The 15,158-nt window shown below is 59.7% G+C and carries 13 protein-coding genes and 1 tRNA gene; 8 read left to right on the top strand and 6 right to left on the bottom strand.

From position 1 onward, the window contains the following. Positions 1-79: 79 nt before the first annotated feature. The 6 genes from ACA073_RS14465 to ACA073_RS14490 form a co-directional block, all read right to left on the bottom strand. Positions 80-155 (bottom strand) — tRNA-Gly (locus ACA073_RS14465). A gap of 62 nt (positions 156-217) precedes the next feature. Continuing rightward, entirely contained in the window at positions 218-778 is a 561-nt protein-coding gene (gene pgsA / locus ACA073_RS14470; protein WP_262164796.1) for a CDP-diacylglycerol--glycerol-3-phosphate 3-phosphatidyltransferase, read from the bottom strand. Positions 779-810: 32 nt separating this feature from the next. Beyond that, a complete protein-coding gene (gene uvrC, locus ACA073_RS14475) occupies positions 811-2,634 on the bottom strand; it encodes an excinuclease ABC subunit UvrC (protein ID WP_497397105.1) in 1,824 nt (607 codons plus the stop codon). Positions 2,635-2,636: 2 nt separating this feature from the next. Beyond that, positions 2,637-3,278 carry a response regulator transcription factor GacA gene (gene gacA, locus ACA073_RS14480; RefSeq protein WP_008015884.1) on the bottom strand — a complete coding sequence of 214 codons (642 nt, stop codon included), beginning with the start codon at positions 3,276-3,278 and terminating at the stop codon, positions 2,637-2,639. Positions 3,279-3,394: 116 nt separating this feature from the next. Beyond that, positions 3,395-3,847, bottom strand: a complete 453-nt coding sequence (locus tag ACA073_RS14485; protein ID WP_497397107.1) for a GNAT family N-acetyltransferase — start codon at positions 3,845-3,847, stop codon at positions 3,395-3,397. Beyond that, positions 3,847-4,605 carry a carbon-nitrogen hydrolase family protein gene (locus ACA073_RS14490; RefSeq protein ID WP_497397109.1) on the bottom strand — a complete coding sequence of 253 codons (759 nt, stop codon included), beginning with the start codon at positions 4,603-4,605 and terminating at the stop codon, positions 3,847-3,849. Before ACA073_RS14490 ends, ACA073_RS14485 begins: the two co-directional genes overlap by 1 nt. Before the next feature lie 620 nt (positions 4,606-5,225). Between ACA073_RS14490 and ACA073_RS14495 the strand changes: the two genes are divergently transcribed. The 8 genes from ACA073_RS14495 to ACA073_RS14530 all read left to right on the top strand — a co-directional run bounded on the left by ACA073_RS14495 (position 5,226) and on the right by ACA073_RS14530 (position 14,998). Continuing rightward, a complete protein-coding gene (locus ACA073_RS14495; protein WP_497397111.1) occupies positions 5,226-6,299 on the top strand; it encodes a 3-deoxy-7-phosphoheptulonate synthase in 1,074 nt (357 codons plus the stop codon). Between the two features lie 226 nt (positions 6,300-6,525). Next, positions 6,526-7,407 (top strand): esterase/lipase family protein, encoded by an 882-nt coding sequence (locus ACA073_RS14500; protein ID WP_497397113.1) that lies wholly within the window; start codon positions 6,526-6,528, stop codon positions 7,405-7,407. A gap of 84 nt (positions 7,408-7,491) precedes the next feature. Continuing rightward, positions 7,492-7,773: a peptidylprolyl isomerase gene (locus tag ACA073_RS14505; protein ID WP_497397115.1), complete on the top strand. Its 282-nt coding sequence runs from the start codon at positions 7,492-7,494 to the stop codon at positions 7,771-7,773. A gap of 136 nt (positions 7,774-7,909) precedes the next feature. Then, positions 7,910-9,778, top strand: a complete 1,869-nt coding sequence (locus tag ACA073_RS14510; RefSeq protein ID WP_497397117.1) for an extracellular solute-binding protein — start codon at positions 7,910-7,912, stop codon at positions 9,776-9,778. Next, the gene (locus ACA073_RS14515) at positions 9,778-10,839 is read left to right on the top strand and encodes a microcin C ABC transporter permease YejB (protein ID WP_497397119.1); all 1,062 of its coding nucleotides are present in this window, start codon (positions 9,778-9,780) and stop codon (positions 10,837-10,839) included. Before ACA073_RS14510 ends, ACA073_RS14515 begins: the two co-directional genes overlap by 1 nt. Beyond that, positions 10,839-11,861 (top strand): ABC transporter permease, encoded by a 1,023-nt coding sequence (locus ACA073_RS14520; protein ID WP_497397121.1) that lies wholly within the window; start codon positions 10,839-10,841, stop codon positions 11,859-11,861. The genes ACA073_RS14515 and ACA073_RS14520 overlap by 1 nt, the downstream gene beginning before the upstream one ends. A 26-nt stretch (positions 11,862-11,887) precedes the next feature. Further along, the gene (locus tag ACA073_RS14525) at positions 11,888-13,459 is read left to right on the top strand and encodes an ABC transporter ATP-binding protein (protein WP_497397123.1); all 1,572 of its coding nucleotides are present in this window, start codon (positions 11,888-11,890) and stop codon (positions 13,457-13,459) included. A gap of 123 nt (positions 13,460-13,582) precedes the next feature. Continuing rightward, positions 13,583-14,998, top strand: a complete 1,416-nt coding sequence (locus tag ACA073_RS14530; protein ID WP_497397125.1) for a sigma-54 interaction domain-containing protein — start codon at positions 13,583-13,585, stop codon at positions 14,996-14,998. Positions 14,999-15,158 lie beyond the last annotated feature (160 nt).

Raw genomic sequence — 15,158 nt, forward strand, 5'->3', positions numbered from 1 at the left:
TCACGGCAACAGCCAAAGAAAGACTTTTCTTTGGACGAAAAAAAATGGACCTCTTTTCAGAGATCCATTTTTTAATGCTTGGAGCGGGAAACGAGACTCGAACTCGCGACCCCGACCTTGGCAAGGTCGTGCTCTACCAACTGAGCTATTCCCGCGTCTTGGTGAGGCGCATTCTATAGAATCCAGATGCCCCGTCAACCCTTTGATTCAAAAAAGTTTATTTCTTTTCCACGTCGGTCTTCAGATGCGGCCAGGCCGCCCGCAAATATTGAACCATGGACCACAACGTCAGGCCCGCAGAGATCAGCAGCAAGGCATAACCCACCAGAACCCAGAACGAGAAGTCCGACGGGTTGGCCAGCAGGATCACCAGCGCCAGCATTTGCGCAGCGGTTTTCCATTTGCCCAGGTTCGACACGGCGACGTGAGCACGGGCACCGAGCTCGGCCATCCACTCCCGCAGCGCCGAGACGACGATTTCGCGACCGATGATCACGGCGGCCGGCAGCGTGAGCCACAGATTGCCGTGTTCCTGCACCAGCAACACCAGCGCCACGGCGACCATCAGCTTGTCAGCCACCGGATCGAGAAAAGCCCCGAACGGCGTGCTTTGCTCCAGACGGCGAGCCAGGTAACCGTCCAGCCAGTCCGTGGCGGCGGCAAACGCAAAGACCGAAGCGGACGCCAGGTAGCTCCATTGGTAAGGCAGGTAGAACAGTAAAATGAAGATCGGGATAAGCAGGACACGTAGAACGGTAATCAGATTAGGGATATTCATCGGCACAACTGGCTACGAGGTGAGGTGGCATTCTACTCGCTGTGCAGATTTGCATAAATCAACTCTGCGAGCTTTTTACTGATCCCGGGGGCTTTCGCGATCTCGTCGATGCTGGCACGAGACAGCTCCTGCAATCCACCAAAATGTTTCAACAAATCGCGGCGGCGTGTCGGTCCAACGCCGGCGACGCCCTCCAGTGTAGACGTGCGGCGGGTTTTGCCGCGACGGGCGCGATGCCCGGTAATCGCAAAACGGTGAGCTTCGTCGCGGATCTGCTGGATCAAATGCAGCGCCGGGGAATCGCCGCGCAAGGTGAATTCGTGGGCGGCATCGTTGAGGTACAAGGTTTCGAAACCGGCCTTGCGCGTCGCGCCCTTGGCCACGCCCAGCAGAATCAGGTCGGGCACCGCCAGCTCATTGAGCACGTCGCGCGCCATGGACAACTGACCTTTGCCGCCGTCCACCAGCAGAATGTCCGGCAGCTTGCCCTCCCCGTCCTTCAGTTTGCTGAAGCGTCGGGTCAGGGCCTGGTGCATCGCGGCGTAGTCATCGCCCGGCGTGACGCCTTCGATGTTGTAGCGACGGTAATCGGACTTGATCGGGCCTTCCGGGCCAAACACCACACAGGACGCCACGGTCGCTTCGCCGCTGGAATGGCTGATGTCGTAACACTCCAGGCGCTGCGGCGGCTCATCGAGTTGCAGCACGTCGGCCAGGGCATCGAAACGCGCGGCGACGTGTTGGCGGTTCGCCAGACGCGCGCCCAGTGCCTGCTCGGCATTGGTCACGGCCAATTGCTGCCAGCGTGCCCGCGTACCGCGAACCCTGTGGCTGATGGTCAGTTCGCGACCGCGCAACTCTTCAATGGCTGCGATCAGCGTCGGGAAATCATCGTGAACCACGTTGACAATGAACTCGCTCGGCAAGTCGCGTTCGGGGCTGCTGACGTAGTACTGACCGAGAAACGCGGCCATGACTTCGGAAACGTCTTCTTCAATACCCACCTGCGGGAAAAAATTCTTGCTCCCCAACACCCGGCCACCGCGCACGCTGATCAGATGAACGCAAGCACCGCCCGGGTTGACGAACGCGGCGATCACGTCGACATCGCCGGTCCCGCCTTCCATGCTCTGCTGATCCTGAACCCGGCGCAGCAAAGAGATCTGGTCACGCAATTCGGCGGCACGCTCGAACTCGAGGTTGATCGCCGCCTCTTCCATACCGGCGGATAACTCGTCGGTCAGCGCGTTGCTGCGACCTTCGAGGAACATCACCGAGTGCCGCACATCTTCGGCGTACACCTCGGGCTCCACCAGACCGACACAGGGCGCCTTGCAGCGTTTGATCTGATATTGCAGGCACGGCCGCGTACGGTTCTTGTAATAGCTGTCCTCGCACTGGCGAACGAAAAAGGTCTTTTGCAGTAGGCTCAGACTTTCGCGAATCGCGCCGGCACTGGGATAGGGACCGAAATATTTGCCCTTGGCCTTTTTGGCGCCGCGATGAATGCTCAGGCGTGGGAACTGGCCATCGGATAGAAACACGTACGGGTAGGATTTGTCGTCGCGCAGCAGGATGTTGTAGGGTGGACGCCATTCCTTGATCAGCGTCTGCTCAAGCAGCAAGGCCTCGGTTTCGTTGGCCGTGATCGTCGTTTCGACCTGGGCAATACGCGCCACCAGCGCCGCCGTTTTGGGAGCGAGCCCCGATTTGCGGAAGTAACTCGACAGACGATTCTTGAGGTTCTTGGCCTTGCCGACGTAGAGCAGGCGCGCTTCGCTGTCGAACATGCGATAGACGCCGGGGCGCCCACTGACCGTCGACAGGAAAGCGCTTGGATCGAAGGTGTCAGTCATTATCAGAGGCTGGCATCAACCATGCCGTGACGAACTGCCAACAGCGTCAACTCGACATCGCTGCTGATCGAAAGCTTTTCGAAAATTCGGTAACGGTAGGTGTTCACGGTTTTGGGCGACAGACACAGCTTGTCGGAAATGATCTGCACCTTCTGGCAGCCGACAATCATCAGCGCGATCTGGATTTCCCGTTCCGACAGCGCATCGAACGGCGAATCATTGGTCGGCTGAAAGGATTTGATCGCCAGTTGCTGTGCAATCTGCGGGCTGATGTAGCGTTGCCCGGCAAACACGAGGCGGATGGCCTGGACCATTTCCGGCAACCCGGCGCCTTTGGTCAGGTAACCGGCAGCACCGGCTTGCAACAACCGTGTAGGAAACGGGTCTTCTTCGCACACGGTGACCGCGACGACTTTGATGTCCGGATGACTGCGCAACAGTTTGCGGGTGGCCTCAAGACCGCCGATACCGGGCATCTTGACGTCCATCAGCACCACATCGGGTTTCAACTCACGCGCCTTGAGCAGCGATTCTTCGCCTGACTCAGCCTGGCCGACCACTTGCAGGCCATCGATGTCAGCCAGCATTCGTGTAATGCCTGTACGAACGAGATCATGGTCATCGACTACTAGCACCCTAATCAAGCAGACACCTCGCGATATGGTCTTATTTGAGTTGTCGACACCTTAGCAAAAAGCGACTGGCAGACCTAGCGGCAAGCGTCATATAAAAAGTTTCAATACATCTTGAAAGGCTTGTCTTATACGTGTTTCAGCGATTCGCCCTCGACATCGCGCTGCATTCTCAGGAAACACTCGTCTGCGCCGACCACCCTCAGGCCCTTTCTCTCGTATAACGCTTTCGCCGGATTATTTTCAAACACCGTCAACCGCAGGGCCGGGCGTCGTTCCTTGCGCGTCATCGCCAATACCTGATCGATCGCCCATGAACCGGCGCCCTGCCCCCGAAACGACTCAAGCACATGCAACTCGCGGATGTATAAGGCTTTTGCGTCCCGGCTCAGGCTCACATAACCCAGCCGCACGTCGTCACGAACGATCAGCCAGTTTTCCCGTCCCGCCCAGGCCACATCGAAGGCCTCGTCCAACCACAGCAGATCATGCTTGATGTAGTAGCGGAGCATGGTTTTACAGGTCAGTTCACGAGCGAAGTCGAGATCCTCTGATGTTGCCGGACGTAACTCAAACCCCATCAGGCTTCCGCGACGGCGACTGTTTGCCCCGTCCAGCCGTCAGCATTGCGCCGAGCAACGACCAGCAGGTTGCCGGTGCCGGGCGCGGCGGCAATCAGCGAACCGTCCGACGCCCAGATGGCGCTGCGTCCTGCCGACCCCCAGCCACCTGTCGCACCGCCATGGTTGGCCATTAGCACCGTCATCGAGTGCTTAACGGCATAGCCTTGCAACAACGCGGTGTCCGGGGCGTAGCCGTTTTCCGTAATCAGCACGCCCGCGGCGTACAGATCGGCGCCCTGCTGTGCCGCTGCGGCTGCATGGCTGGCGTGGGAAAAATCGGCGCACACCGCCAAGGCGACCGTGTCGTTGCCTATTGTCAGGGTCGAACCGCCAGTTCCCGGTGCAAACGCTACCTCTTCGCCCGGATGCAGATGCTGTTTGCTGTAAACCCCGAATGAACCGTCGCCACCCAACACAAGCGCTCCGATCAGCACCGGCGAATTTTCCGACAGGCGAATTGGCATTCCGACCACAGTCGTCACGCCAACTTCCCGCGCGAAATCCCGCAGCGGTTGCAGCACAGCGGCCTCCGGCGCAATAGCCAGCTCAGCCGCCAGTCCTCGCTCATACCCGGTCAGCGACAGTTCCGGAAACACCAGCAACTGCACACCCTGCCCCGCCGCCGCCTGCATGAAGCGTTGATGCCAGGCAATATTGGCGGCCAGGTCACCTGCGATGGAGATCGATTGAGCAGCGGCGATGGTCAGAGGCGTCATGTTTCGTCCGTGTTTTTTTGATCAAGGGCGAAGTGTGCCACAACCTTCGGCGTACTCACGCGATAGAAAACGCCGTCGGGGACCGATAGCAATTTCTGATTGAATCCGCGTACCGGCCTCTAGTAAGCTCGGCGCATCCATCGGAGACAGACCATGTTCAACGCCCTCTCACAGCTTCGTACCGCCAGCGCCCCGCGCTCGGTTGCGGCTGCCCGGGTGAACACCGTTTGTGCTTCGGTCAGCTTTTATTTTGGGTATTGGTTTAGCCACTGGCGCGCCTGATACCCACACGGCGCCCACTTTAAACGGGTCGCCACCAGAGAATTCTCAACCCCCGGTCGGCCTCCCGACCGGGGGTTTTGTTTTTTCAGCCCCTTCGTATTTTTAGCAACACATCAGACAACTTGAGGATTCACGACATGAACTACGCCACTTATTACCGTTACGACAGTTTTACCGCCTGGCGATTTAGCAGCCTCCGCTCGGGACAGCCTGCCGCCTCCGATCGGTCACCCACAGGTGGCAAGCACACACACGCAGCCAATCCGGCCAATTGTCGAACACCCCAGTAGGGCCGAGCACGCGGGAACGAACCCGCCACCCGCCCAGGAAGCTTGAATATGAACTCGTCCGTCTCTGCTCTGCCGCTGTCCATCATGAACCCTGCCAACGAAGCGCTGACCCTGCGTTTGCCCAGCTCATTGCAGCTCAAACAGCAACTGCCCCTCAGCAACGCCCTGACCCGGCAAGTCGCCGCCCATCGCGACGCGGTCCGCGCGATCCTCAATGGTGAAGACGCCCGTTTGCTGGTGATCGTCGGGCCTTGCTCGATTCACGACCCCCGGTCAGCCCTCGAATACGCGAGCAACCTCGCCCGCCTCGCCGCCGAAGTCAGCGATGAAATGCTGCTGGTGATGCGCGCCTACGTCGAAAAACCTCGCACCACGGTCGGCTGGAAAGGCCTGGCCTACGATCCGCATCTGGATGGCAGCGATGACATGGCCGGCGGCCTGACCCTGTCCCGCGAGCTGATGCGCGAAATGCTCCAATTGGGCTTGCCGATCGCCACCGAACTGCTGCAACCGATGGCCGCCGGCTACTTTGACGACCTGCTCAGCTGGGTGGCCATTGGCGCCCGCACCACCGAGTCGCAGATCCACCGCGAAATGGCCAGCGGCCTGAACATGCCGGTCGGCTTCAAGAACGGCACCGATGGCGGTGTCGGCGTTGCCAGTGACGCCATACGCTCGGCCGCCCATCCGCATCGGCATTTCGGCGTCGACAGCCAGGGTCACCCGGCGATCATTCAGACCCCGGGCAACCCCGATACCCATCTGGTACTGCGCGGTGGCCATCGCGGACCGAACTACGATCGCGATAGCGTCGCTCAGGTGAACAGCGATTTGACCAAGCTGAAGATCCCGGCGCGGATCATGGTCGATTGCAGCCACGCCAACAGTGGTAAAGATCCGCTGCGTCAACCGGCAGTGTTCAATGATGTGCTTGAGCAGCGTTTGCAGGGTGATGGATCTTTGATCGGAATGATGATCGAGAGTCACTTGTTCGAGGGTTGCCAGCCGTTGAGTCCATCGCTGCGTTATGGCGTATCGGTTACCGATGGCTGCCTTGGGTGGGAAGGGACTGAAGCGTTGTTGCGTTCGGCGGCGGAACGGTTGCGAACGGCACGCGGTTGACAGGCAAATGACATTTCGGAGGTAGGTCATTGCAGAACTCTGCGCTACCTCCGATCAAAGGACGTCCGGACATTCCGAAAAAAGCCTCCTGCTGATTCGAATATTCGTACTTTACCTATTCCGTTTTCACCCATTTACAGCGGCTTTTTCATACATCGCGCGAACACCCGAGTGCTTTAGAGTGAGGCCCAAGCACATCCACGATCTCCCGCGAAAAGGTACGAACATGCAACGGAATGCAAGCACTCTCTATCCCATCCTGCTGGTTCACGGCCTGTTCGGTTTCGACCGGATCGGCCCATTCGGACTCTTCCAAGACATCAAGCAAGCACTGCGCAGCGACGGCGCCAGGGTGTTCATACCTCAGCTGTCGGCTACCCACACCAACGAAGCTCGCGGTGAACAGCTTTTGGCACAGATCGAACGGGTGCTGGAGGGGACCGGCGCAGACAAGGTCAATCTGATCGGTCACAGCCAAGGCGCACTGGCGGCACGTTATGCCGCAGCAATAGCGCCGGAAGTCGTAGCGTCGGTGACGTCGGTCAGCGGGCCGAACCATGGCTCGGAACTGGCGGACTTCCTGCGCAAGGCACTGACGCCCGGACGCCTCCCGGAGCGGGCGGCCGAAACGGTCGTCACCTTGTTCGCCGATTTCCTGTCGTTACTGAGTGGTAACCCGCACCTGCCGCAGAACGCTATCGCTGCGTTGAATGCGCTGACCACCGAAGGTGTCGGCGCGTTTAATGAGAAGTACCCCCAGGGATTGCCAAAAACCTGGGGCGGCAAGGGCCGCGAGCTGGTCGATGGGGTTCGCTACTATTCCTGGAGCGGCACTTTGCGAGGGAACTCGCTCGATGAAGGGCTCAATGCACTCGATCCGCTGAATGCGTTCTCTCGGGCCTTTTCTCGATATTTCACCACCGAAGCCGAGCAGAACGACGGCATGGTCGGACGCTTCAGCTCCCATCTGGGCAAAGTGATCCGCTCCGACTATCCGCTGGATCACCTGGACAGCATCAACCAGACCGCCGGCCGGGTTCGCAAAGGCATCGACCCGACTGATTTGTATGTGCAGCACGCCGAACGCCTGCGAAAGGCTGGCCTGTAAGCATTGGAAGGAACTTTGAGAAGAAATGGGCCACTGAATCCGGTAGGCTCCGCACTTTACTGAACATTGAAAGGAGTATTTCCCATGGCTAAAGCCACTGCCCGTCACATCCTGGTTGCCAGCGAAACCAAGTGCAACGAACTCAAAGCCCAAATCGAGGCTGGCGCCGATTTCGCCGAAGTTGCCAAAGCCAACTCCACCTGCCCTTCCAGCCGTCAGGGCGGCGATCTGGGTTCGTTCGGTCCAGGCCAGATGGTCAAGGAATTCGACGCCGTGGTCTTCAGCGCACCGATCAACGTGGTGCAAGGCCCGGTGAAGACCCAGTTTGGTTATCACTTGCTGGAAGTGACCAGTCGTCAGGACTGATCCATTCGCGAAGCTTTGCGCACAACGGCCCGCCTTTTGGTGGGCCGTCGTGTTTCGGATGCGTGATACGGCTGGCGAGGGACGCGCCGCTAGCGTACAAATTGCGGTAATCGACCACCCGGCTATAAGGCTGACAATGCGACTGGCTTTCCCCACTTTGTTGTTCACTGCCGTGGCGCTGTTGTTGGGCGCCGCCGGTGTGAACGCCGGCCCCCAACACGCGCTGACCGTCTACGGCGAACCGGCGAAATACCCTGCCGGCTTCAGTCATTTTGCCTACACCAACCCCCAGGCTCCCAAAGGCGGGACCATGCGCCGCTCAGCCATCGAGATCGGCCACTTCGACCATGTCTTGCCTTATATAGACAAAGGCATCGGCGTGACGCAGATCGACGGTTTGATCTATTCGCCATTGGCCCAGCGTTCACTGGATGAGCCTTACACCGTGTACGGTCTGGTGGCGCAGAAGATGGAGCGCTCGGACGACGGTTTGTCGCTGCATTTCTACCTTAACCCCAAGGCCCGCTTCGCCGATGGCAAGCCGATCACCGCCGAAGACGTGCGCTACACCTTCGACCTGCTGATGACCCAGGGCAGCCTGCGCTATCGCACTCAATTCGCCGACGTCAAAGGCGTCGAAGTGGAATCGCCACTCACGGTGCGTTTCGATTTCAAAAGCAATGAAAACCGCACCCTGCCCCTCGACATCGCGACCTTGCCGGTGCTTCCCGAGCACTGGTGGAAAACCCGCGATTTCGCCGGCGGCGGCGGGTACGAGCCGCCACTGGGCAGCGGTCCGTACAAGGTGAGCAAGGTCGATTCCGGGCGCAGCATTATGTTCGAGCGCAATCCCGACTGGTGGGGCAAGGAGCTGCCGGTCAGCCGCGGGCTCTACAATTTCGACCATTTCAGTATCGAGTACTTCGGCGATACCGACGTGGCCCGTCAGGTGTTGCGCGGCGGTGCCTACGACTACAACCGGGAATTCTCCGCCACCGGTTTCTCCATCGGCTACGACAGCCCGGCCCTCAGTGACGGTCGCCTGCAGAAAGCGCATCTGGCGCAAAACGCGCCGCAGTCGGCGCAAGGCTTCGTGTTCAATCTGCAAAATCCGCTGTTCCAGGACCGCCGCGTCCGTCAAGCGCTGGTGATGCTCTGGGATTTCGAATGGAGCAACCGGCAGATGATGCGCGACCTCTATATCCGCCAGCAGAGTTTCTTCTCCAACACCGACCTTGCTGCCCGCAGCCTTCCCGATGCCGCCGAACTGGCGATTCTTGAACCCTTGCGCGGACAGATCCCCGACGAGGTATTCACCCAAGTCTTCGAGGCACCGAAAACTGACGGCAGCGGCGTGATCCGCGACAAACAACTGCAAGCGCTGGATTTGCTGGAACAGGCCGGATGGAAACCGGATGGCGACCACCTGGTGAACGCCGAAGGCAAACCGCTGAGCTTCACGTTCCTGGTCAGCCAGAACGGCATGGACCGTTTGCTGCTGCCGTACAAGCGCACGCTGAAGCAGATTGGCATCGACCTGAACATCCGCCGCATCGACTCGTCCCAGTACGTCAATCGCCTGATGTCCCGGGATTACGACATGATCGTCACCGGCTATCCGGTCACCACTTCGCCGGGCAACGAGTTGAACAACTATTTCGGCTCCGCGTCGGCCAACGATCCGGGCTCCAACAATTACATGGTGTTGAAGAATCCTGCGGTCGATACGCTGGTCAGCGGCCTGGTTCGCGCCACCACCCAGTCCGATATGCTGCGCTACGCCCACGCACTCGACCGGGTGCTGCAATGGAACTACTACTGGATTCCCAACTACTATCCGCCGGGCAGTTCGACCGTGTGGTGGAACCGCTTCGGGATTCCCGCCGTGCAAGCCGCCAATGACGAAGCCATCGAGAGTTGGTGGGAAGTGAGCACCACGCCGCTGACCAACCAACAGATGACCGCCGAACTGATCAAGCGCGGCAAACCCGGAGGGCCGCATTGATGTGGGCTTATATTCTGCGGCGTCTGCTGCTGATCATTCCGACCCTGGTGATCATTCTGCTGGTCAACTTCGTCATCGTTCAGGCCGCGCCGGGCGGTCCGGTGGAACAGGCGATCGCGCACCTGCAAGGCATCGGCGGCGCCAGTGTCGGCGGTGGGTCCAGCGAAGTCATGAGCGGCAGTTCCCGGGCCAGTCGCGGTCTCGATCCGCAGCTGATCAAGGAGATCGAAAAACAGTACGGCTTCGACAAACCGGCCCCGGAACGCCTGTGGCTGATGCTTAAAAGCTATGCGCAACTGGATTTCGGCAAGAGCTTTTTCCGCGGCGCCACGGTCACCGACCTGATCCTGGAAAAAATGCCAGTGACCATTTCCCTCGGGCTCTGGGCGACGCTGATTACTTATCTGGTGTCGATCCCGCTGGGCATCCGCAAAGCCGTGCACCACGGCAGCCATTTCGATATCTGGAGCAGCACCGCGATCATTATCGGCTACGCGATGCCGGCGTTTCTGTTCGCGATGTTCCTGATCGTGGTGTTCGCCGGCGGCACGTCGCTGAACTGGTTCCCGGTGCGCGGCCTGGTCTCTGACAACTTCGACTCCCTGTCCACCGTGGGCAAGATCGCCGACTACTTCTGGCACCTGGTGCTGCCGGTGACGTCGTTGGTGATCGGCGGGTTTGCCACGCTGACGATCCTGACCAAGAACTCTTTCCTCAATGAAATCACCCGCCAGTACGTGGTCACCGCCCGCGCCAAAGGCATGAGCGAACGCCGTGTGCTGTACGGCCACGTCTTTCGCAACGCCATGCTGCTGGTGGTGTCGGGCATTCCCCAGGCATTCATCAGTGTGTTCTTCGCCGGCTCGCTGCTGATCGAAGTGATCTTCTCCCTCGATGGCCTGGGCCGCATGAGTTACGAAGCCGCGGTGTCCCGGGACTATCCGGTGGTGTTTGGATCGCTGTTCATCTTCACGCTGTTCGGCCTGCTTATAAAACTGGTCGGCGACCTCTGCTACACCCTGGTCGACCCGCGTATCGACTTCGCCGCGAGGAACGCCTGATGGTCACGCTTTCGCCGCTGGCGCGTCGCCGTTTCGAACGCTTCAAGAAAAACCGTCGTGGCTGGTGGTCGCTGTGGCTTTTTATCGGCCTGTTCCTGTTGAGCCTGGGCGGCGAACTGATCGCCAATGACAAACCGCTGGTGGTCAGTTATGAGGGTTCGTTGTACTTCCCGGTGTTCAAGCGCTACACCGAGCAGGAGTTCGGCGGACAACTGCCTTTCCAGGCTGACTACCGCAGTGACTATGTGCAGAAGCTGATCAAAAAGGACGGCGGCTGGTTGCTGTTTCCGCCGATTCCGTTCAGCGACGACACGCCGAACTACGACTTGAACAAACCGGCGCCGAGCCCGCCTTCGAACGTCAATTGGCTTGGCACCGATGACCAGGCGCGCGACGTATTGGCCCGGGTGATTTTCGGTGCGCGGGTGTCGATTCTGTTTGCGTTGATGCTGACCTTTGTCAGCGCGCTGATCGGCATCGCTGCCGGGGCGTTGCAAGGTTATTACGGCGGCTGGGTCGACCTGATCGGTCAGCGTTTGCTGGAAGTCTGGTCGGGGTTGCCGGTGTTGTATCTGTTGATCATCCTGTCGGGATTCGTCGAGCCGAATTTCTGGTGGCTGCTGGGGATCATGGCGTTGTTTTCCTGGCTGGCGCTGGTGGACGTGGTGCGCGCCGAGTTTCTGCGCGGACGCAACCTGGAATATGTCAAAGCCGCCCGTGCGCTGGGCCTGACTGACCGCAAAGTCATCGTGCGGCACATTTTGCCCAATGCGATGAACGCGACGCTGAGTTACCTGCCGTTCATTCTGACCGGGGCGATTTCGACGCTTACCGCGCTGGACTTCCTCGGCTTCGGCATGCCGGCCGGCAGTGCGTCGCTGGGCGAACTGATTGGTCAGGGCAAACAGAATCTACAAGCGCCGTGGCTGGGATTGACGGCGTTTTTCACCCTGGCGTTGATTCTTTCTTTACTGGTGTTTATCGGCGAGGCGTTGCGTGATGCGTTTGATCCCCGATCTTGATTTTTTGCCACGAAGCGAGCGTTGAGATGAGTAACCTGATCGAAATCCGCAACCTCAGCGTGGCCTTCAGCGGGCAGACCGTGGTGCGCAATCTGTGCCTGGACATCCGACCCGGTGAATGCCTGGCATTGGTCGGCGAGTCGGGCTCCGGCAAATCGGTGACCGCGCACTCGATCCTGCAACTGCTGCCCGAGACCGGCACCGAATCCACCGGCAGCATTCGATATCGCGGCAAGGAACTGCTCGGCGCCTCCTCCAAAGTGCTGCGGGAGTTGCGTGGCAACCGCATCGCGATGATCTTTCAGGAGCCGATGACCTCGCTCAATCCACTGCACAGCATTGAAAAGCAGATCGGCGAAACCCTGCTGCTGCACAAAGGCTTGACCGGCAAACACGCGCAGGCACGGATTCTTGAGTTGCTGCACCTGGTGGGTATCCAGAAACCCAAAGAGCGGCTCAAGGCGTATCCGCATCAACTGTCCGGCGGCCAGCGGCAACGGGTGATGATCGCCATGGCCCTGGCCTGCGAGCCGGAGTTGCTGATCGCCGACGAACCGACGACGGCGCTGGATGTGACCGTGCAGCGCAAGATCCTGCTGCTGCTCAAATCCTTGCAACAGCGACTCGGCATGTCGCTGCTGCTGATCAGCCACGACCTCAACCTGGTGCGCAGCATCGCCCAGCGCGTGTGCGTGATGAAGGCCGGGGAAATCGTCGAACAGGCGCCGTGCGAGACGCTGTTCACCGAGCCAAAACATCCGTACAGCTGCGAGCTTTTGAATGCCGAACCGGAAGGCGAAGCCCTGGCCCGGGACGCGCGCGAGAACGTACTGGAAGTGGACAATCTTTCCGTGCGCTTCCCCCTCAGTGGCGGACTGTTCCAACGCAAAACGTATCTGCACGCGGTGGATGGCATCAGCCTGAATGTCCAGCGTGGCAAGACATTGGGCATTGTCGGTGAATCCGGCTCGGGCAAGTCGACGCTCGGTCAGGCGATCCTGCGTCTGCTCGACTCCGAAGGCAGCATTCGCTTTCAGGGCGAGGCGCTGGATGGTCTGACGCAAAAGCAGTTGCGGCCATGGCGCAAGAAAATGCAGGTGGTGTTCCAGGACCCTTTCGGCAGCCTCAGTCCACGGATGTCGGTGGCGCAGATCATCAGCGAAGGCCTTGAAGTTCACAGCCAATTGACAGCGGACGAATGCAAGGCCGAAGTGATTCGCGCGCTGCAGGAAGTCGGCCTCGACCCGCAAAGCCGCCATCGCTACCCCCATGAATTTTCCGGTGGACAGCGCCAGCGCATCGCCATCGCCCGGGCGCTGGTGCTGAAACCGGCGTTGATCCTGCTCGACGAACCGACCTCGGCGCTGGACCGCACGGTGCAAAAACAAGTGGTCGCCCTGCTCCGTCAGCTTCAGGAAAAACACGGGCTGACGTACCTGTTTATCAGCCACGACCTGGCGGTGGTCCGCGCCCTCGCCCATGACATGATCGTGATCAAGGACGGCAAGGTGGTGGAAAGCGGTGCCAGCCACGACGTGTTTGATTCGCCGCAGCATCCGTACACCAAAGAGCTGTTGGCGGCGGCGCATCCGCGGTAGGCATAATCCGCGTCGCGGCCTTCGCGAGCAAGCCCGCTCCCACAGTTGACCGCGTTCCAATGTGGGAGCGGGCTTGCTCGCGAAGGGGCCAGCACAGGCAATACTTAATCAGGATCAGCCGACATGAACACCACCGAAAGCCTAAAGGATTACCAGCGCGTTCGCCTGTTGGCGATCCGTTCGTTGTTCGAAATCATCGAGCAGTCGAGTGAAGGCACGGTGATCGTCGATCGCGACGCCAACATCGTCTGGATGAACGAGCGCTATGCCAGGCGCTTCGGTCTGACGTCGGCCGAAGTGGCCATCGGCAAGGCTTGCGAAAGCGTGATTCCCGGCAGTCTGCTGCGTGAGGTGGTGCGCACCGGTCGGCCGATTTTGCTCGACATGCAGGACACCCCCAAAGAACCGCTGGTGGTCATGCGCCTGCCGATTCACGACGACGCCGGCGTGGTGATCGGTGCGATTGGTTTTGCGTTGTTCGACGAGTTGCGCAGCCTGTCGCCGATGCTCAAGCGCTACATGAGCATGCAGGAAGAACTGGCCTCCACCCGCTCGCTGCTGCGGGCACGACAGACCAAGTACAACTTCGCCCATTTTATCGGCACCAGCGCGGCCAGCCTCGAAGTCAAACGCCGCGCCCGACGCAGTGCCAGCGCAGATTCGCCGGTGTTGCTGCTCGGCGAAACCGGCACCGGCAAAGAGCTGTTGGCGCAGGCTATTCACGGGGCTTCGCCGCGTGCCCATAAAGCCTTTGTCAGCATCAACAGCGCGGCGATTCCCGAGTCGCTGCTGGAAGCCGAGTTCTTCGGCACTGCCCCCGGCGCGTTCACCGGTGCGGACCGCAAGGGCCGTGCCGGCAAGTTGCAGATTGCCCAGGGCGGAACGCTGTTCCTCGATGAGATCGGCGACATGCCGCTGCCGCTACAGAGCAAACTTCTGCGGGTGTTGCAGGAAAAAGAATTCGAGCCGGTGGGTTCCAACGAAGTGATTCAGAGCGATGTGCGTGTGATCGCAGCGACCTCGACCGACCTTGAAGCGGCGATCAAACGCGGCGAGTTTCGTGCCGATCTGTATTACCGCCTCAACGTGCTGCCGATCCAGGTGCCACCGTTGCGGGATCGTCTCGATGACTTGCCCGCGCTCAGTGAAGCGATTCTTGAGGAGCTGCGCAGTCAGCATGAACTGAACCGCGAAGCGCTGGAACTATTGGGGCAACACGCCTGGCCGGGGAATATTCGCGAACTGCGCAACGTGCTGGAGCGGGCGGCGTTGCTTAGTGACGACCTGATGCTGAATGCAGGGGATATCGGCGCGGCGATTGGTACGTTTACGCCGGTCGAACGCGCGGCGCCATTAAAGGTAGAGTCGGTTGCACACGAGACGTTTAGTGAGGCTCGTGAACGATTTGACCGGCAATTGATTGAATCCGCCCTCGCGCAATGCGGAGGCAAGGTGATTGAAGCGGCGGCACGCCTGGGGCTTGGGCGGTCGACTTTGTATAAGAAGATGGTGGCGTTGGGGATTGCAGAGTCTCCATAAAGAGACAAGCATCTCCATTGTTAGACAGTCCTTCGCGAGCAAGCCCGCTCCCACAGTTGACCGTATTCTCCTGAACAACTCGGTCAACTGTGGGAGCGGGCTTGCTCGCGATAGAGCCAGACCTGCCAGCGAAAGTCTCAAAACAGAGACAAATAGCTTC

Source organism: Pseudomonas sp. LBUM1670 (assembly GCF_059695695.1).